Source organism: Mesorhizobium sp. P2_A8 (genome assembly GCF_056404935.1).
In genome coordinates, this window is the sequence record NZ_JBFUDB010000007.1 from 139,109 (window position 1) to 157,552 (window position 18,444).

The following is an 18,444-nucleotide window of genomic DNA, read 5'->3' on the forward strand; positions in this document are numbered from 1 at the left end:
AACGTCGCGTAGCATGCATCAGGAGGATTGATGCGTCATGAGCTGGGAGCTACCGCCGTTAGGCGCCATTCGGGTGTTTGAAGCTGCAGCAAGGCTGGGCAGTTTCACCAAGGCGGCCGAAGAACTCGGCATGACCCAATCAGCCGCGAGCTATCAGATCAAGGTGCTGGAAGAACGCGCCGGAACGCCGCTTTTCGTAAGGAAAACAAGACAGATCGCCTTGACTGACGCCGGGCAGCAGTTGGCGCCGCACGCAACCGGCGCGTTTTCAACCCTGGCTGATGCGTGGGTCGCCACAAAGGGTGGAGCGACAGGCGTGCTTTCCGTCACGACCATGGAAACATTTGCATCGAACTGGCTGGCCGTGTGGCTTGGAACATTCCAGCTGATGCATCCCGACCTCGCAGTGAAGGTGAATACATCGTCCCGGCTGGTCGATTTCACGCGCGAGGACATGGATATCGGGATCAGAACCGGCACCGGAAAATGGTCCGGCCTGACAGCGCATTATCTGTTCAAGGCGGACTACACGCCAATGCTCAGCCCAAAACTGGCCGAGAGCGTGGGCGGTATTCGCCACCCTGAGGATCTCTACAAGGTGGCGCTATGCTGCGCCACGGATCCCTGGTGGAAAATCTGGTTCGAAGCAGCCGGTGTACCGTTCGAGCCCGATCGGGTCATCGCGGGTCCGATGCTGGGGTCGCAGGCTTATGATGCGATGGCGGCACTGACCGATCAGGGCGCTGCCATCCTCACCCGCAACATCTACAGCGCGCTCCTGGCAAAGGGACAGTTGATACAGCCGTTTGAAGTCCTCGGATCCGACGGCGATGGCTATTGGCTAGTGCACTCCGAAAGCCGCCGCAACACGCCGAAGATCAAGGTGTTCCGGGACTGGGTCCTGGCCCAGACCGCGGACATACGGGAGAGTGAAGCACGCCGGGCCTGATGGGCTCAGTCGGCGTCGGCGACGGAAACCCGTCCGCCGGCCCAGGCGCGCCATTGCCGTTCGTCGCCGTGGAAGACGTTGAGGTCGATGCGGCCAGTGACGCCATGCGACAGGCCGGAGCCGGAATACTGCCAGAACAGCCATTTGCGGTCGGGATAGACCTTCGACGGATGCCGCGCCACCGCGCGCAGCCAGAAGGGATAGTCGAGGAATTCGCCCTTGAGATTGTCGCGGTAGAAGTCAGGCGCGGTGTAGATGATGGGCCGCTGGCCGTAATGGCGCTCCAGCTTGTCCATGAACACCTGCATCTTTTCCAGCACCTTTTCGCGCGACGGCCGCCGCTTGCAACTGGATTCGCCATTATACTCGACGTCGATCACCGGCGGCAGCGCGCCATCCATCTTCGGCACATTGCGGATGAACCAGTCGGCCTGCTCGCCCGCCGTGCGGCACCAGTAGAAGAAATGATAGGCGCCGCGCTTCAGGCCGGCGGCATCGGCATTGCGCCAGTTCTTCATGAACATCGGATCGAGATGGTCGCCGCCATCGGTCGCCTTGATGTAGGCGAAGTTGGCGCCCTGGGCGCGCAGCTTGTCCCAGTTGACGTTGCCCTGCCAGCGCGAGACGTCGACGCCATGCACGGCGAGGTGCCGGGGCGAGGACCGGCCGAAATTGATCGGCTTGGCGTCGCGAAAGCCGTAACGGGTGACCGGCCCGGCAAGCATAGCCGGGGCGGGACGCGTCAGGAGCCTCGGCGGCGACACCAGCGCGGCCGGCTCGACCGGCAGCCCGCCGACATCAGGCGCTTCGGGATCGGGCACTTCGGGCGGCGCAAACGCCGCGGTCTCTTCCTCCTCCGCAAGGCTGAAGGGCCGGGTTCTTTCCGCCGGACTGTTTTCAGGCACGGCCATTTCGACCCTCGGCGCCCTCCTGGCCATTGCAGCCGGGACGGCGGCGATCGGCGCGGGCGGCCGGATCACCGAACTGGTGGTCTCGTTGGACGGTTTCTGCAAATCCAGCGCATCGACGCCGGCCGTCGACGAACAGCCGGCAAGGCATAGCGATGCGACCAAGAAACTGATGACGCCCGGAATCCGCATCTGGACCTGTACTCAAAACACAACAGACCGAGGGCGAAACGACAGCCGACGGACAAACCAGATCAGTTATGAACGAGAAATTACCAATAAAGTTTGAATCAATTTTTTTCGCGTGCACCAGCGCCGAAATCTGGCTCCCGGAGCAAGCGATCGGCCAGCCTTGCGGAGCCGGTTGGTAAAGCCGCTAGGACTTTCTGAAGACGCCGATCATCGGCCCCAGATTCCAGTAGTCGTCATTGCGACCGATGGCCGGAGCGAACAGGCTGGATATCGTGCCGTCCAGAAACAGCGCATTGTCGCAGCCGAGCGCGTCGCGGAAAAGGCGGGCGAAGGCATGGAAGGTCACCGTGCCGTTCGAAATGGCAAAGACGGCGACGCCATCCTTTCGCACGCCGACACCGTCGCGGGTCTTGCGCGAGGTGCTGTCGGCCTGGAATTTCGGATGCAGCCGGCCGTCGATCACCAGCATCGGCCCGGATTGCGTCGCATAGTCGAGCGGCGGCCGTTTTTTCACAAACTCCCTGGTGGAGCGAACCGCGGCCTTGCCGTTGCTCATGTAGAAAATGCCGTTCGGCTGCATGGAAAAATTGCCGCTTCCCGAACCCGTCTTCACCGAGGCCATTTCCTTGCGGCGTTCGACATAGAGACCGACCGGATCGAGGTTGGGGTGATACATGCCGGCATTGATGGCAAACAGCATGGTGCGCCCGGCGGCCTGCTGCGCGGCATTGAGATTGTGCAGTGACTGAAACGGCTTGCCCGCCGGATCTTTCCAGAACAGTTCGACCTGATATCGTTTCGGATCGACCTCGCAAACGAGATAACTGGTCGCCTCAAAGGCAAAGTCCCGGCATGGCGGCAGCGTGGCGACCCATTGGCCGAATCCCATGCCGAGTGCCGCCACCGACGGCAGCGCGCCCTTGGCCAGCGCCAGCAACAGCGGCAGCGATTGCAGGAGGGTCAAAAAATCCATGCGCGTACCGGAATCCAAGTTGAGAGTCCGACGCGGATATAGCCTGTTTCAAGCGATACTGTGGACAGGCCCTAAAGCGCATCGCGTTGAACGGACTGAGCGACGCGCTTTAGGTCTTGTTTTGTGCATGTCGTTTTCCCAAAACCGGCGCCACTTTTGGGCGACATGCATCAGGCAAGCCATCCCATCGCCAAACCGAGCAGCAGGAGAACTCCGAGCAGGCCGCGATAGATGACGAACGGCCAGGCAGAAAAACGCTCCAGCACACGCATCAGGCCCCATATGGCGAAAAAGGCCGAAACCGAGGCGACGACCAAACCCACCGCCAGAACCGACCAGCCGTGCGCGTCGAGATGGACCTTGTGCAGTTCCCAAAGCTCCTTGAGGCCGGCGAGCGCGATCGCGGGCAACCCGAGCAGGAACGAGAACCGCGCCGCCTCGGCCCGCTTGAAGCCGAGCCCGAGCGCGGCCGTCAGGGTCGAGCCCGAGCGCGAGACACCAGGAATCAGAGCGCCGATCTGGGCGACGCCGACGAGCAGCGCATCGGCCAACGACGCTTCGCCCATGCTGCGTCGGTGACTGGCAAAAATCTCGGCCAGCGCCAGCAGGATCGCCATGGCGATGCAGGCCCAGCCGATCACCGTCAGGCTGCGCAGCGGCGAATTGCAGGCGTTGAGCACGCCCGACAGCGCCACCCCGGCGATGACGATCGGGATCGTCGCCAGCACGATCCACAATGCCAGCCGGAAATGCCGGTCGGCGAAATCGCGTCGCGTCAGGGCGTCGAGCGAACCGAACAGGATGTCCCTGACGTCGCTCCAGAAATAGCTGACCACGGCGGCAAGTGCCGCAAGCTGCATGGCGGCGGAGAAGGCAGAACCCGGATCCTGCCAGCCGAGCACGGCCGGCACGATGCGCATATGGGCGGTCGACGAAATCGGCAGCAATTCGGTGATGCCTTGCACCACGCCAAGAAACGCCACTTTGGCGAATCCCAAGCCGACAAAGCCAGTGTCGACGCCTTGAGTGCAGATGTCGGCCAATATCGAATTCCAGGTATGAGAGATCGGGCTTGCGCAGGACCGACCAATTGTCGGTCAATCCCGGGCAAGCCTTATCGTCATGGACCGGATAATCAATTTACGGATTTGTAAGCTGGCGGTGGTGCGCCGAAATGCGCAGCGTTCATGGCCCGGCCCGCCTTGGAGTGTTCATACGGGAAATCGCAACGCGATTATGGGCAGAGCCAGAGTTTCTGGCATGTCCTGGCAATCACATGCGCCGGCGGCACGACAGGTTCGTCGACGGCAGGCCGGCGGGCCCGTTCGAGCAGCATGCGCACCTGTTCCGGGCGCACATGAGCGCGCTCCATCACAAGCAGGACCATCGGATCGCTCAAAAGCTCGTCCAGGGTGCTGATGCTGTCGTTCATCGGTCGTCTCCTCGAATGCCGTGCCCGCGCCCCTTAAATAGGGAGACAATGATGGCCCGCCAATGACGCTTTGCCGGCTATCTCGTGTCCCTTTCGATTAAATTTTGGTCATGCTTGCGCTCTCCCTTCGCCCGCTTGGGAGAGGGGAAAAGCCTAGCCTGGCGGCGGTGCGCCTTCATACTGCGGCAGGCCATCGTCGAGCATCACCCAGGGCTGTTTCGAGGCCGTGAAAATATGCATTTGCGGGCTGAAGACCGTGGGATCGTCGAGCGAACCGGTGGTGATGCCGATGATGCCGGCGGAATCGCGCCGGGAGAACATCGTCGTGCCGCAGCTCGAGCAAAAGCCGCGCTTGAGGTCCGGCGAGGTGTTCACCGTCGCCAACGGCCCGTCGACCGTCACATCGTCGATGCGAAACAGCACGCGTGCGTTGAAGGCGGCGCCAATCACCTTCTGGCAGAGCCGGCAATGGCAGACGCGCTCGTTGATCGGCGCTGCGTCCGTGCGGTAGCGCACCGCTTTGCACAGGCATCCGCCCTGGTATCTTGCCATTACCCTGATCCCATCGGTGGAGAGAATAAGCGGCAAGGTAAAGGCGGGGCCGATTGGGTCAATTGAAAAGCTTTGATACAACGCCATCGATTATCGTGATGCGGTGGACCTGAAGCCATGACGCCGGACATCGAAACCATCGGCATTGCGGATCTGTTCGGGCCGCCCTCGTCCGCTCGCGACCGTACCGATGCCAAGATCATGGCTGCCGCCTCCGGCATCGGATTCATGGCGGTCCGGGACTTTCCCGGCGACGGCTGGCTGACGCCGGAAAGGCGGGCACAATTGCTGCGCATCTTCGCGCTTCCCGACGACGAGAAGCAGAAACTGCTGCGCTGGAATTTCGACCACACCAAGAAGAACGTCTATCGCGGCTGGTTCCCGCTGCAGCCAGCAGCTGTTTCCTACAAGGAAGGCATCGACATGGGACCGGACTTTGCCAATCCGGGTCTTGTCGACGCGGCTGATATTCCGGTTTCTGAAGATCCGTTGTGCGAGCCGACACCCTTGCCGGCCGAAGATGCCCTGCCCGGCTGGCGCGCGGCGGCAGCGGATTACTACCGCGCGATGGAGACGGTGGGCAACGCGCTGATGCGATCGATTGCCCGCGGTCTTGGCCTGCCGGAACCGATCTTCGATGCCTCTTTCGAAGGCGGCATCTCGACGCTGCGCCTGATCCGTTATCCCTTGCGAGACGCCAATGCCGGCATCGACACCAGCGGGCCGGAGTTTTCAGTGATGCACAAGGGCGAGACGCGCACGATCATCGGCCGCGAGCATGCAGATTCCGGCTTTGTCACGTTGCTGGCGCAGGACGGCGTCGGGGGCTTGCAGGCAAAAAACCTCGCCGGCGAATGGATCGACGTGCCGCCTGCCAACGGCACGCTGGCGGTCAATTTCGGCCAGTTGCTGGAGCGCTGGACCGGCGGACGCGTCCGGGCGACGCGACACCGGGTGATCGCAGCGAAGACGGCGCGGTCCTCGATCCCGTTCTTCTACGAGCCGCGCGTCGACGCGGAGATCGCGCCACTGCCGCTGACCGGCACAGAAGCCTTCGAGCCGTTTCTCTCCGGCGACTATCTCTGGGAAACGGCGACGAATTTCGTCGAGATGAGCGGCATCAAGCATCTCAGGCAGCCGCGCCGCGCCAAAGCTTCATAAACAAAACCACCGGCCGTCTCGTCGGAGACGGCCGGTGGGAATGGACAGGATTATTCGGTTTCGCTGACGACCTCGTCCCAGGTCTTCACCTTGGTCTCGCCGTTGAGGAACGGCAGTGCCGCGGCCGTCAGTTCGGGGGCGAAGAAGACGTCGTAGTGGGTGCGGTTGGGCAGGATGGCCAAGCGGTTCTGCGACAGGTTCTCGCGCATCCAGCCGGCGTCCTTCAGCCCGCCACCGAGCATCTGGTAGAACTTGATCTCATGCTCGGGCTGGTACATATCGCTGTCGCCATAGGCCAGCATGACCGGCATCTTCAACTTGGCGACATCGGCGGAATAATCGTAGTTCTGGCGCATGAAGTTGCCCAGCGTGTCGAGCAGTCTCGGAAAATCCTGCGGATGCGGTGCGACGGCCACGTAGGATTTGTACATCGGCGTGTCCTTCATGAAATCGGCGGCTGCTGCGCTCACCTGCGCCTGCTGGCCGCGCATCTCGGCGTAGAAGCCGTCCGCGGCGTAGCCTGTCGACACCAGCATGAGGCGGCGCACCGCTTCCGGATGCTGGACCGCCATGCGGAAGGCGACGCCGCCGCCCAGCGAATAACCCATGACATCAACCTTGTCGTAGCCGAGCGCCTTGACGACAGCTGCCATGTCGTCGCCCATCGCCTCCAGGGTGAACGGACGCTCGCCGAGTGCCGTGCGGCCATGACCTTGCAGGTCGACGGCGATGATGGTGCGGTTCTCGGCAAGCTTCGGCAGGATCGGCGCGAACATGTCCGTGCTGCCAAGACCGCCATGCAGCAGAAGCAGCGGCTCGCCCTTGCCGTAGATGGCGTAGTAGTAGTTCAGGCCATCGATCGGCAGCAGGCCGGACTTTTCCGGCTTCGGCAGTGTGTTCGTTGCGCTCTTCATGGCAGGTTTTGCCTCCTCTGCGTTTGTGAAGCCCGGCGAAGCAAGAAGCGCTGCGGCCGAAGCAAGAATGGCGAAAAGCAAGGTTTTGGACATATCGATCTCCTCTCGTCCTGCCGCTATCAAAGCGTCCTGGCCATATCAAAGCGTCTTGGCGAGCTCTTCGAGCTGGTCGGTGCACTGGCCCCAACCCTCGTGGAAACCCATCTTCTCGTGCTGCTCGCGGTCGGCGACACTCCAGTGCCTGACCCGCGCAATGTAACGGGTCTTGCCCTCGCCCTCGTCCTCGAAGGTCAGCACGCCGGTCATGAACGGCTTTTCCGACGGCTCCCATGCCTGGGTGTAGGCGTCGGTAAAGACGATCTTCTTGCCGGGAACGACTTCGAGGAAAACACCGGGGTTGGGGAATTCGTTGCCGTCGGGGCCGGCCATGACGACAAGGCTCGAGCCGCCGGTGCGCACATCCATCTCGGCGCGCGGGGTCGTCCACGGCTTTGGCGCGAACCACTGCGTCAAAAGCTTGGTGTCGGTCCAGCAGCGATAGACGTTGTCGCGCGGCGCATCGATGATACGCGCCACAACCAGTTCGCGGTCGTTGGCGGGGGCGATGTCGAGCTTGGTGGTCATGATGGTTTCCTCGGTTTTATCTGGCTTCCGCCCCAAGGACGAACGGCTGAAACGCAGGCCGACATCGCCAGCGAAATATTCTGGGCCAGCGAAAAATTCCGGAGAATGCGTCTACTGGGCAGAGATCACGAACGAAGGAAGCGTCAGTGGCGCTTGGCTTGCACCAGATAGGCGTCGATCTCGGTCTCGCCGAGCCATTTTGCCGCTTCCAGCCGATGCAGACCTTCGACCAGGATATGGCGCTTGCCGTCGTGGCGGACCTGGATCGGCGTTTTCATGCCGTTTTCCAATATGTCCTCGGCCAGATGCCTGACGGTCTCGGGATGCAGCGTCTTCTTGCGCGCCGTCGGCACATAGATGTCGTCGACCTTGACCTTTTGCACTCTGAGCATGCCGACCCCCGTGGCGGAAACGCCGCCCTCCCTTGAGATAGTCGGTTTGTTCAAAAGCACCAAGGGCGCGGCTAACGAATGCTGGCCCGATGGTTTCCATTTGACGCTCGACCGGCAGATCGCCGAAATGGCGCCTTTGAAACTCCAGGGCTTCATGATCAACCTTCCGACCGAGTTTCCCGATTTCGGACTGACGCCGGAGCAGCGCCGTCACGCGGTGCGCGGCCACTATTACGAGTGGCCTGGCATGGACGGCGAGCGCGGCGAAATCTGGTGCTACAGCGACCGGTTTTCCTATCGTGCCGGCGATACGGTGGCGTTGCATGTCAGTTCGACAGCTCCGACCTTCAGCATGACGATCATTCGCGACGGCGGTACCGAGACGAAAGTGTTCGAGAAATCGGGCATTGCGGCGCGCTGGCAGGACACTCCCGATCAGTGCTCGGCCGAGGGCTGCGGCTGGGAGGCCTCGTTCAAATTTCGTGTCGACGATGACTGGCCGTCCGGAGCCTATCGGGTGACGCTGACTGCGGATGGCCGCGACGGCAACCCGATCCAAAGCCACCACCTTTTCATCGTCGCTCCGCAGCGCGGCAGGAAGCCCGGCCGCGTGCTGCAGGTGGCGGCGACGGGGACCTGGCTCTCCTACAACACTTGGGGCGGCTCCAACCACTATCAGGGCATCACCGGGCCGAACCGCGACCAGTATTCGCCTGTTGTCTCGACGCAACGCCCCTGGTGCCGAGGCTTCGTCGTCCTGCCGAACGATGCACCGCGTGTGCCGTTGGAAGTCGCGGTGCCGCCGAAGACGGTGCCGCGCTATCCGCATATGGAATGGGCGCTCGCCACCGGCCATTCGAAGAAATACGCCTCGTCGGGCTGGGCGAGCTACGACAGCCACTTCTTCCGCTTCGCCGAACGGTCCGGCTATGGCGTCGACCTCGCCAGCCAGCACGACCTGCATTTCTCACCGGACATTCTCGACGGCTACGACTGCGCGGTCTTCGTCGGTCATGACGAATACTGGACCTGGGAAATGCGCGATGCGGTCGACGCCTTTGTCGAGCGCGGCGGCCATACGGCGCGCTTCGCCGGCAATTTCATGTGGCAGACGCGGCTGGAGGACGAGGGCCGCCGGCAGGTCTGCTACAAATACCGCGCGCGTGCCGAAGATCCCGCCTATCTCAGCAGCGGCGACGTCACCCGCGCGACCAATTCCTGGGAAGCGCCGGAAATCGGCCGGCCGGGTTCGGCGACCTTCGGACTCAACGCGACCCGCGGCGTCTATGCCGGCTGGGGTGGCTGCGCGCCGCGCGGCGTGCGCGGCTTTCCGGTCTACCGGCCCGAGCACTGGGCCTTTGCCGGCACCGGCATTTATTACGGCGACCTGCTCGGCGCCGACAGCCATGTCTATGGCTACGAGGTCGACGGGCTCGACTTCGAGATACGCGGCGGCCTGCCTTATCCTACCGCCACCAGCGGCGCGCCTGAGGGCCTCCAGGTTCTCGCGGTCGGCATGGCATCCCAGGTCGAGGAAAGCGCTGACATTCCGATCGAGGATCAGTTCCTCATCGACGAGGACGGCCGCTTCACCGCCGAAACGCTGTTCGGCGACCCGAGCGACGCCAATCTGGAAAAAGTCAAACGCGGCAATGGCATGATCGTCAATTTCCCGCGCGGCAAGGGCGAGGTGTTCCACGCCGGAAGCTGCGAATGGGTCGCCGGCCTGCTAAGACATGACCCGATGGTCGAACGCGTCACCAAGAATGTCCTCGATCGTTACCTCAGAAAGTCCTGATATGTCGAAAGTCCAGACCGCCGCTCAAGACACTGACGCCCGGCGAGAATCGCATCTGTTCTATCTGTCCAGCCTGCGCCGGCCATTGGTCGATCGCGCTGAGGGCATCTACATCTGGACGCAGGATGGCCGCCGTTTTATCGACGGGTCGAGCGGACCGATGGTCGCCAATATCGGCCATTCCAACCGCAATGTACTCGACGCGATGAAGCGCCAGATGGACCGCGCCACCTTCGCGTATCGGCTGCATTTCGAGAACGAACCGGCGGAGGAACTGGCGCGGGAGCTGGCCGGAAAACTGCCCGAAGGCATGGACCGCATCTTCTTCGTTTCGGGCGGCTCGGAGGCGACGGAATCCTGCATCAAGCTGGCGCGGCAGTGGGCGGTGGCCACCGGTCAGGCCAGCCGCTGGAAGGTGATCACGCGCTTCCCCTCCTATCATGGCGGCACGCTGGGCTCGCTCTCGATCACCGGCGACGATGCGCTGGCCGAAACTTTTACGCCGATGATGCGCGTCATGCCGACCGTGCCGGCGCCGACGGCGTGGCGCGACCGCGACAACCTTTCGATGGAACAGCGCGGTCTCCGCTATGCCGACATGCTGGAGGAGAAGATCCTGGCCGAAGGCCCGGAGAGCGTGGTTGCCTTCATCATGGAGCCTATCGGCGGCGCCGCGACCGCAGCCCTGGTGGCACCGGACAGCTATTATGCGCGCATCCGCGAGATCTGCGACCGCTACGGCATCCTGCTCATCCATGACGAAGTGATGAGCGGCACCGGCCGCACCGGCAAATTCCTCGGCGGCGACCACTGGAACTGCAAGCCCGACATCGTCGCGCTATCCAAGGGCTTGGGCTCGGGCTATGCGCCGCTTGGGGCGCTGGCTGCACCGATGCGGCTGGTGCAGCCGCTGCTCGCCTCAGGCGGCTTCCAGCACGGCCACACCTATGCGGGCAATCCGCTGGCCTGTGCCGCCGGCCTAGCGGTGCTCGGTGAAATGGACCGGCTCGACCTGATCGCCAATGCCGCCGCGATGGGCGATATGCTTATGGACGGGCTGAAGGGGTTGGCGAAGCGGTTTCCGTTCATCGCCGACGTGCGTGGCAAGGGCCTGCTCACCGGCGCGGAAATGGTTGCCGATCCCGAGACGCTACGACCGATAGAGCAGAACAAGAAAGCCACGCAGCGGCTGCTCGACCTCGCCTATGAACGCGGGTTGATCATCTATGGCCGCAGGGTCAAGGGTGGTGTCGATGGCGACAATTTCATGGTCGCGCCGCCAATGATCGTCACCAGGGAGCAGGTCGGCGAGATCGTCTCGATCATCGGCGACTCGCTGGAGATTCTGGCCGCCGAGCTCGACCTGCCGGTCGAAGGCCAGGGGTAAAGGAATGGCGTCGCGAAAAGTCATCATCACCTGCGCCGTCACCGGATCGGTGCACACGCCGTCAATGTCGCCCTACCTGCCGGTGACGCCGGACCAGATCGCAGCGGACGCGATCGCCGCCGCCGAAGCCGGCGCCTCGATCCTGCACCTGCACGCCCGCGATCCCAGGGATGGACGGCCAACCGCCGATCCGGACGTGTTCATGCAGTTCCTGCCGCGCATCAAGCAGGCGACCGATGCGGTGATCAACATCACCACCGGCGGCTCGTCGCTGATGACGCTGGACCAGCGGCTGGCAGCGCCGCTGCGGGCCGAACCCGAAATGTGCTCGCTCAACATGGGCTCGATGAATTTTGCGCTGTTTCCGATGCTCGACAAGCCGAGGGAGTGGCAGCACGAATGGGAGCCGAAGCTGCTGGAAGCCACGCGCGACACCATCTTCAAGAACACCTTCGCCGACATGGAGGGCGTGCTTGAGAGGCTGGGCAAGGGCTGCGGCACGCGCTTCGAATTCGAATGCTACGATGTCGGCCACCTCTATTCGCTGGCGCATTTCCGCGACCGCGGGCTGGTGTCGGGACCGCTGTTCATCCAGTTCGTGCTGGGCATACTGGGCGGCATTGGCGCCGACCCGGACAATCTCGTCCATATGAAGCGGATCGCCGACAAGCTGTTCGGCGACAGCTACCAGTTCTCGGTGCTGGCCGCCGGCCGCAATCAGATGCCGCTGATCTCGATTGCCGCGGCGATGGGTGGCAATGTCCGCGTCGGGCTGGAAGACAGTCTCTATGACGGCCGCCAACTGGCGAAGTCCAATGCCGATCAGGTGCGCCGTATCCGTGGCATTCTCGACGGGCTGTCGCTGGAGGTTGCCACGCCCACCGAAGCGCGCGACATGCTGGCACTCAAGGGCGGCGACCGGGTGGCGTTCTAGGGGAGCACTGGAGGTCGAGTGGAAAAGGGAGGGCTGATATGGAAAGGGTTCTCGTTTCGCCTGCCTGCTCGGCAGCAAGGTCCGCTACAACGGCTCCTACCGGCTCAACGATCATCCCATTCTTGCGCGATGGCAGGCAGAGGGGCGGATCGTGCAGATCTGCCCGGAGGTTGCCGCAGGCTTCTCCACGCCACGTCCTCCGGCGGAAATTCGAGGCACAGGAGACGGCCGCGCAGTGCTTCACGGCCAAGGCCAAGTGGTCGAGCAAACGGGAAACGATGTGACCGAACTCTATCTCGAAGCCGGGCAACTCACGCTCGATCTCGCCCGAGAAACAGGGTGTCGATATGCGGTTCTTACCGACGGCAGCCCGTCCTGCGGCAGCAGTTTCATCTATGACGGGAGTTTCAGGGGTAACCGGGTGGCTGGCCATGGCACGACCACCGCGCTGCTGGAAGCGAACGGCATTCGCGTCTTTTCGGAAGACGGCATTGACGAGCTTGATGACCTTTTGACCAGACCGGGTTCGGCCGGCGCCGCGGCCTGATCCATGCGAGAAAAAGCCCAAGCCACCGACACCGTTATCCGGCCCGGCCGCATAGACGATGTCGAAACCATCCACGCGGCGATCCTGAAACTCGGGTGCCACATCGGCGTGCCCGAAGAGATCATCTCGACAACAGACGATCTCAGAACCTACGGCTTTGGCGAAAAACCCGCCTTTTCCACCCTAATTGCCGAGGTGGACGGCGAATTCGCCGGTCTCTGCCTGCATTTCCCGATCTTTTCCACCTGGATGGGGCGGCCTGGCGTCTATGTGCAGGACCTCTATGTCGAGGACCGGTTTCGTGGTCGCAAGATCGGCGAGCGCCTGCTGCGGCACGTCGCGGCACAGTGCCGAAAGGAAGGCGGCGTCTATCTGCGACTGTCCGTCGACACCGACAATGAGAGCGCCAAGGCGTTTTATGAAAGGCTGGGCATCGCCTGGTCGAGCTACGAGCAGACGCAGAAGATCATCGGCGATGCCTTTTTTGCCTTCGCCGACGCGCCGGAGAATGGAGAGCAGGAATGAAAGCCTTCTATGCCGAGGAACAGAAGCGCCACGACCCTAAGGCCTTTCTTTCGAGCGGTGCGGCAAAGCCCAATCCGGAAAAGCCGGAACGGGTCGAGCGATTGCTAGCCGGCGCAAAATCTGCCGGCTGCACGATCGAGCGGCCGCGGGATCACGGGCTCGGCCCGGTCGCGGCGGTGCATACGCCCGAATATCTCGACTTTCTCGAGCACATCTTCGAGCGCTGGCAGCGCATCGACGGCGCTTCGGCCGAGGTAATCCCCAACATCCATCCGATCGCGCGCAACGGATCCTATCCGGCCTCGGCGGTGGGCCAGGCCGGCTATCACATGGCTGACACCGCTTGCCCGATCTCGGGCCAAACATGGCAGAGCGCGCTATGGAGCGCGTGGAGCGCGGTCGAAGCAGCCGAGACAGTGATGGCTGGCGCGCCGGCCGCTTACGCACTGTGCCGGCCGCCGGGCCACCATGCCTTTGCCGATGTCGCCGGCGGCTTCTGTTTCATGAACAATTCGGCCGTTGCAGCTCAGGTTCTGCGCAAGCAGGCGGCGCGGGTGGCGATCCTCGATGTCGACCTGCATCACGGCAACGGCACGCAAGGCGTCTTTTATGCTCGGCCGGACGTGCTCACCGTGTCACTGCATGCCGATCCAGTGCGCTTCTATCCGTTCTTCTGGGGCCATGCCGACGAGCGCGGCGAAGGCCCGGGCCTCGGCTATAACTTCAACCTGCCGCTGCCGCGCAAATCCGCCGATGCGGCGTTTCTGGAAGCGCTTGCGGTGGCGTTCCAGCGTATTCGTGCCTTTTCGCCCGACGCGCTGGTCGTCGCACTCGGCCTCGACGCGTTCGAGGGCGATCCGTTCGGCGGGCTTTCGGTGACGACACCAGGCTTTTCGCGCATTGGCGAGGCGATTGCCACGCTCGGCCTGCCGACGGTCATCGTCCAGGAAGGCGGCTACCTCTGCGACGAACTCAGCGACAACCTCACCGCCTTCCTCACCGGCTTCGGTGGCAAGACGCGCTGAAGATCCGGACTGGCGTCAGGAGCGCTGCTGCCTGAGCATGGCGATCACCCGATGCACGCTCTCCAGCGTCTCGTCGATTTCGGTTGCCGTGTTGTAGTGGGCGATGCCGATGCGCACGACGCCATGCTCGGCAGGAATGCCGAGTTGGTGGACGATCTCCCAGGCGTAGTTGTGCCCGGACCACAGGAAGATGTTTTCGGCGTTCATCTGCCGAACGATCGTCTCCGGCACGATGCCATCGACGGTGAAGGAAACCGTCGGTACGCGCTCGCCGAGCCGCTTCGGATCGGTGATGCCATGGATGGTCAGCCCTGAAATGTCGGACAGGCCGTCGATCAGCCTCTGCGCCAGCGGGTTTTCGTAGGCGATCGACACCTCGAATGCCTTGGCGATCTTCTGCCTTCGCGACCCACCCTCGCCCGCTGCCGCACCCAGTTCGCCGAAATAATCCACAGCGGCCGTGAGGCCCGCCATCAGTTCGATCTGCGGCGTTCCGAGTTCGAACCGCTCCGGCAGGCCATTCGAAGAACAGCGGCATTTGTAGGGTTTCAAGCCATCGATGACGTCGCGCCGGCCCCACAATATGCCCATATGCGGACCGAAGAATTTGTAGGCCGAGCAGATCAGGAAATCGCAGCCGAGATCCCTGACGTCGATCAGGCCATGCGGCGCGAACTGGACGGCGTCGACATAGACCAACGCGCCGGCATTCCTGGCGATGGCGGTCAACGCCTTCACCCGATTGATCGAGCCGGTCAGGTTGCTGGCGTAGTTCAACGCGACCAGCCGGGTCTTGTCCGTGAGCAGCGCGGCCAACGTCGCCTCTTCGACCTGCCAGCTCTTTTCGTCGAACGGCAGCCAGCGCACCACCAGACCGAGATCCTCGGCCAATTGCAGCCAGGGCGACACGTTACCCTCATGGTCCATGCGGGTGAGGATGATCTCATCGCCCGGCTTCAGCGTGCGGCCGAGCGTGCGCGACATGTGATAGGTCAGCGTCGTCATGTTGGCGCCGATGATGATTTCCTCAGGGCTCGCCGCATTGAGGAAATCGGCCATCGCCTGATGCGCCTCGTCGACGACGGCCTGCGCGGCAATCGTGGTTTCGAAATAGCCTCCGAGATTGGCGTTGGTGGTCAAAAGGCAGCGCGACACCGCATCGGCCACCGCGTGCGAAACCTGCGTGCCGGCGGGGTTGTCGAGATAGATGCGGCGCCGCCCCTTGTCGGCCAGCGAGAGGGCCGGAAACCTTCCACGCACTGCCTCGATCGAAAAATCCGCCATCGTCTCCACCCCTCAGTCATTCCTGGACAATTCTACCCCGAAGCCAATCAAGGACAGGGATTGCCGACGCGCTGATGGATTGCATCCACCGCCTTCTGCATCTCTTCGGTCCAGACGACGTCCACCGAAGACAGCGCCATGTCGAGTTGCGCAAGGGTCGTCGCACCGACGATGTTCGAGGTGACGAAGGGCCGGCTCGACACATAGGCATTGGCAAACAGCGCAGGCTCCAGGCCAAAGGAGCGTGCCAGTTCGTTGTATTCGAGCTGTGCTTCGGCCGCATTGGGGGTCTCATAGCGCTGGCCGCGATTGAACAGCTGGGTGCGCGATCCCAACGGGCGCGCGCCATGGTCGTATTTGCCTGAGAGATAGCCCTGCGCCAACGGCGAATAGGGGAGCAGCGACACCTGCTCGCGCTCGCAGACCTCGGCGAGGTTTACCTCGAACGTGCGGTTGACGAGATTGTAGGCGTTCTGGATCGACGCTACACGGGGACCGACACCTTTGTCAGACTCGGCCAGGAACCGCATCACGCCCCAGGAACTCTCGTTCGACAGGCCGAAATGGCGGATCTTGCCGATCTTCACCAGTTCGTCGAACACGGCAAGCGTCTCTTCGATCGGCGTCTCGTCGGTTGGTGCGCCGACAGAATCAGCACGGCGCGGTACGGCGCCGACGCGCGTCGGGTTGGCGCCCCAGGGTATGTCCCGTTCCGGCCAGTGGATCTGATAGAGGTCGAGATAGTCGGTGCCGAGCTTGGCCAGCGATTTGTCGATGGCATCAAAGATATCGGCGCGCACCAGCTGCGACGGCCGGTCGCCGCGAAACCAGCTGTTGGCCGTGCGGCCGACCACCTTGGAGGCCAGGATCACCTTGTCGCGGTTTCCCTTCGCCTTCATCCAGCTGCCGATGATCTTTTCGGTCCGCCCTTGCGTCTCCGCCTTGGGCGGGATCGGGTAGAGCTCGGCTGTGTCGATGAAGTTGACGCCGCGCGAAAAGGCCAGGTCCATCTGGGCATGCCCGTCGGCCTCGGTATTCTGCTGGCCCCAGGTCATGGAGCCCAGGCAGATCTGGGTAACAAGAAGATCGGTCCGACCGAGACGGCGTTTGTGCATGGAATTCTGCTCCGGAGGGAAAGCTTGCTAGGCGGCATGGGAAGGAAGCCGCATCTATAGGGAAAGCAGAGGCGCTCTCCAAGCCTCGCCAGACCGACTTTTGCGTGAACCAGCGGCGTTTAGCGGCGAGCGCCGGCCAGCGCACGGCGCTTGGCCTCATCGATCAGCATGTTGGCGACCTGCATGCGGATCATGGCGCGCTGGCGCAGGTGCGGAGCGACACGGTCCGGATGGTTGGCGAAGGCAAAGCTGCGTCGCATGCGGCCAAAATCGGCGATGAGCTTCGGTTGATTGAGGCCAAGTTCGACCGCGATGGATTCCGGATCGATCGGCGGCAGCTTTTCCTCGGGCTTTTGTTCTTCGCCGGCGAGAGCCAGTTTGGCATGATCGAGCAATGCAGCGAATTCGGTCGCCAGATCGGCGCCGGCCTCGCGATATTCAGTGGCAAAGCCGCTGCCCGATACCTTGATGCGGCCGGAATGGAGTTCATCCGCCACCGAGAGATAGTCGAAAGGGATGGACGGACGAGCGCCGGTCTCTTCGCCCTCAATCCCGTCGCTCTTGTCGGAGGCGACGAAGAGGTCGTCGAGCAACGAAGCGAAATCACGCTTGGCGCCAGTAGCGATGTCAGCCTCCCTCTCGCCCGACCATGCAAGCTTCGGAGCATAGAACCGGCTCGTTAAAAATGCATGCCACCGATGTTAACGAATTTAGCCTTCGCCTGGTTCGCCGCTCGCTCATCCGCAGTCCCAAGACAAAAAGCCGGACTGCACTTTCATGCAGTCCGGAATTCGCCAGGAGTGGCGAGGAAAGCCGGCATGTGCCAGCGTTCAAGCGTACGGTGCGCACCGGACAGAAGTTTCAGTCGACTGCAAAATATCTTCAAAAAAGATCATGAAGACATGGCTGCTATGCAAATGCTGCAATGCACAATTGTCACGATTCACCTATATTGGCAGCCGTGGAGGACCAACCAGGGGCTGAATCATGGGTTTCTTCACTGAAATGTTCGCCAGGCCGCGGCCGCAGGAACATCTGAGATATCGCTCGGCGCTCGCACTGCTTCATTCGATGAGCAATGCTGACCGCGCCGACATCGGCATCAAGCCCGCCGATTTTCCGCGCATCGCCCGCGAAATGTCCATCCGCTAGGTGCATGGAGGCCAAGATGTCCCGGCCCCATCCGGGACATCTCGAAAGCCTCAATTGCTCAGCGCGCGCCCAGGAATGTCGCCTTGCCCAGTGGCACGCCATTGTGGCGAAGGATGTCGTAAGCCGTGGTGAGGTGGAAATAGAAGTTGGGCATGGCCACATGCAGCAGATACTGCAGGCCGGGCATCGAGCTTTCGCGCCCGCCAAGCTTCAACTCGATCACCTTGTCATCCGAACCGTCGAAGTCGGCAGCTGAAAATGTCGCCAGCAGGTCCAGGGTCTTCGTGATGCGCGCCTGGACTTCGGCAAAACTCGCCTCATTGTCCTCATATCTCGGCACTTCGCGCCCGGCGAGGCGCGACGGCGCGCCCTTGGCGTGATCGGTGGCGATCTGCACCTGCCGGGTCAGCGCATACATGTCAGGCGCCAGCCGGGCCGTCAAAAACACCTGCGGGTCGATCTTGCGGTCAAGCGCATTCTGTTCGGCGGCCGCCAGCACAGTGGAAAGTGCTTTCAGCCTGGCCGAAAACACTGGCACGGATGCCTCATACATCGATATCGTCACGTCAAATCTCCTGTC

General features: G+C 62.5%; 21 protein-coding genes. 9 read left to right on the forward strand and 12 right to left on the reverse strand.

The window, feature by feature from the left end; translation table 11 throughout:
* The first annotated feature begins 37 nt into the window (after window positions 1–37).
* A complete protein-coding gene (locus AC1D10_RS21185; protein WP_477275249.1) occupies window positions 38–949 on the forward strand; it encodes a LysR substrate-binding domain-containing protein in 912 nt (303 codons plus the stop codon).
* Between the two features lie 5 nt (window positions 950–954).
* On the opposite strand, the gene AC1D10_RS21190 is transcribed toward AC1D10_RS21185, so the two are convergent.
* From AC1D10_RS21190 to AC1D10_RS21210, 5 genes are all read right to left on the reverse strand, one after another.
* A complete protein-coding gene (locus AC1D10_RS21190) occupies window positions 955–2,049 on the reverse strand; it encodes a glycoside hydrolase family 25 protein (RefSeq protein ID WP_477275251.1) in 1,095 nt (364 codons plus the stop codon).
* A 184-nt stretch (window positions 2,050–2,233) separates the two neighbouring features.
* Window positions 2,234–3,022 carry a phosphodiester glycosidase family protein gene (locus AC1D10_RS21195; RefSeq protein ID WP_477275253.1) on the reverse strand — a complete coding sequence of 263 codons (789 nt, stop codon included), beginning with the start codon at window positions 3,020–3,022 and terminating at the stop codon, window positions 2,234–2,236.
* A gap of 170 nt (window positions 3,023–3,192) precedes the next feature.
* The gene (locus AC1D10_RS21200; RefSeq protein ID WP_477275255.1) at window positions 3,193–4,065 is read right to left on the reverse strand and encodes an undecaprenyl-diphosphate phosphatase; all 873 of its coding nucleotides are present in this window, start codon (window positions 4,063–4,065) and stop codon (window positions 3,193–3,195) included.
* A gap of 191 nt (window positions 4,066–4,256) precedes the next feature.
* Window positions 4,257–4,454 (reverse strand): hypothetical protein, encoded by a 198-nt coding sequence (locus tag AC1D10_RS21205; RefSeq protein WP_477275257.1) that lies wholly within the window; start codon window positions 4,452–4,454, stop codon window positions 4,257–4,259.
* 153 nt (window positions 4,455–4,607) lie between these two features.
* A complete protein-coding gene (locus tag AC1D10_RS21210; RefSeq protein ID WP_477275259.1) occupies window positions 4,608–5,006 on the reverse strand; it encodes a GFA family protein in 399 nt (132 codons plus the stop codon).
* 117 nt (window positions 5,007–5,123) lie between these two features.
* Here AC1D10_RS21210 and AC1D10_RS21215 point away from each other — a divergent pair, with 117 nt between their 5' ends.
* On the forward strand, window positions 5,124–6,167 hold the full coding sequence (locus tag AC1D10_RS21215) for an isopenicillin N synthase family dioxygenase (RefSeq protein WP_477275261.1): 1,044 nt from the start codon (window positions 5,124–5,126) through the stop codon (window positions 6,165–6,167).
* Window positions 6,168–6,217: 50 nt separating this feature from the next.
* Here the strand turns inward: AC1D10_RS21215 and AC1D10_RS21220 are convergent, their stop codons facing one another.
* From AC1D10_RS21220 to AC1D10_RS21230, 3 genes are all read right to left on the reverse strand, one after another.
* Window positions 6,218–7,174 (reverse strand): alpha/beta fold hydrolase, encoded by a 957-nt coding sequence (locus tag AC1D10_RS21220; RefSeq protein WP_477275263.1) that lies wholly within the window; start codon window positions 7,172–7,174, stop codon window positions 6,218–6,220.
* Between the two features lie 45 nt (window positions 7,175–7,219).
* On the reverse strand, window positions 7,220–7,705 hold the full coding sequence (locus tag AC1D10_RS21225) for an SRPBCC family protein (protein ID WP_477275265.1): 486 nt from the start codon (window positions 7,703–7,705) through the stop codon (window positions 7,220–7,222).
* A gap of 143 nt (window positions 7,706–7,848) precedes the next feature.
* On the reverse strand, window positions 7,849–8,097 hold the full coding sequence (locus AC1D10_RS21230) for a ParB N-terminal domain-containing protein (protein ID WP_008875526.1): 249 nt from the start codon (window positions 8,095–8,097) through the stop codon (window positions 7,849–7,851).
* Window positions 8,098–8,251: 154 nt separating this feature from the next.
* On the opposite strand from AC1D10_RS21230, the gene AC1D10_RS21235 reads away from it, so the two are divergent.
* From AC1D10_RS21235 to AC1D10_RS21260, 6 genes are all read left to right on the forward strand, one after another.
* Window positions 8,252–9,895 carry a N,N-dimethylformamidase beta subunit family domain-containing protein gene (locus tag AC1D10_RS21235; RefSeq protein WP_477275832.1) on the forward strand — a complete coding sequence of 548 codons (1,644 nt, stop codon included), beginning with the start codon at window positions 8,252–8,254 and terminating at the stop codon, window positions 9,893–9,895.
* Between the two features lies 1 nt (window position 9,896).
* Window positions 9,897–11,282 carry an aminotransferase family protein gene (locus tag AC1D10_RS21240; RefSeq protein ID WP_477275267.1) on the forward strand — a complete coding sequence of 462 codons (1,386 nt, stop codon included), beginning with the start codon at window positions 9,897–9,899 and terminating at the stop codon, window positions 11,280–11,282.
* A 4-nt stretch (window positions 11,283–11,286) separates the two neighbouring features.
* Window positions 11,287–12,216: a 3,5-dioxohexanoate:acetyl-CoA acetone transferase gene (gene kce, locus AC1D10_RS21245; protein ID WP_477275269.1), complete on the forward strand. Its 930-nt coding sequence runs from the start codon at window positions 11,287–11,289 to the stop codon at window positions 12,214–12,216.
* 64 nt (window positions 12,217–12,280) lie between these two features.
* On the forward strand, window positions 12,281–12,763 hold the full coding sequence (locus tag AC1D10_RS21250; RefSeq protein WP_477275834.1) for a 2-thiouracil desulfurase family protein: 483 nt from the start codon (window positions 12,281–12,283) through the stop codon (window positions 12,761–12,763).
* A gap of 3 nt (window positions 12,764–12,766) precedes the next feature.
* Complete coding sequence (locus AC1D10_RS21255) at window positions 12,767–13,288, forward strand: N-acetyltransferase family protein (RefSeq protein ID WP_477275271.1); 522 nt, start codon at window positions 12,767–12,769, stop codon at window positions 13,286–13,288.
* Window positions 13,285–14,313: a histone deacetylase family protein gene (locus tag AC1D10_RS21260; protein WP_477275273.1), complete on the forward strand. Its 1,029-nt coding sequence runs from the start codon at window positions 13,285–13,287 to the stop codon at window positions 14,311–14,313. The genes AC1D10_RS21255 and AC1D10_RS21260 overlap by 4 nt, the downstream gene beginning before the upstream one ends.
* Before the next feature lie 15 nt (window positions 14,314–14,328).
* Here AC1D10_RS21260 and AC1D10_RS21265 read toward each other — a convergent pair whose 3' ends face one another.
* The 3 genes from AC1D10_RS21265 to AC1D10_RS21275 all read right to left on the reverse strand — a co-directional run bounded on the left by AC1D10_RS21265 (window position 14,329) and on the right by AC1D10_RS21275 (window position 17,305).
* Window positions 14,329–15,597 (reverse strand): cysteine desulfurase-like protein, encoded by a 1,269-nt coding sequence (locus tag AC1D10_RS21265; protein ID WP_477275275.1) that lies wholly within the window; start codon window positions 15,595–15,597, stop codon window positions 14,329–14,331.
* Between the two features lie 47 nt (window positions 15,598–15,644).
* The gene (locus AC1D10_RS21270; protein ID WP_477275277.1) at window positions 15,645–16,712 is read right to left on the reverse strand and encodes an aldo/keto reductase; all 1,068 of its coding nucleotides are present in this window, start codon (window positions 16,710–16,712) and stop codon (window positions 15,645–15,647) included.
* Between the two features lie 119 nt (window positions 16,713–16,831).
* The gene (locus tag AC1D10_RS21275) at window positions 16,832–17,305 is read right to left on the reverse strand and encodes a hypothetical protein (protein WP_477275279.1); all 474 of its coding nucleotides are present in this window, start codon (window positions 17,303–17,305) and stop codon (window positions 16,832–16,834) included.
* A gap of 394 nt (window positions 17,306–17,699) precedes the next feature.
* Here AC1D10_RS21275 and AC1D10_RS21280 point away from each other — a divergent pair, with 394 nt between their 5' ends.
* Window positions 17,700–17,864, forward strand: a complete 165-nt coding sequence (locus AC1D10_RS21280; RefSeq protein ID WP_023810361.1) for a hypothetical protein — start codon at window positions 17,700–17,702, stop codon at window positions 17,862–17,864.
* 58 nt (window positions 17,865–17,922) lie between these two features.
* Here AC1D10_RS21280 and AC1D10_RS21285 read toward each other — a convergent pair whose 3' ends face one another.
* A complete protein-coding gene (locus AC1D10_RS21285; RefSeq protein ID WP_477275281.1) occupies window positions 17,923–18,429 on the reverse strand; it encodes a DUF1993 domain-containing protein in 507 nt (168 codons plus the stop codon).
* Window positions 18,430–18,444 lie beyond the last annotated feature (15 nt).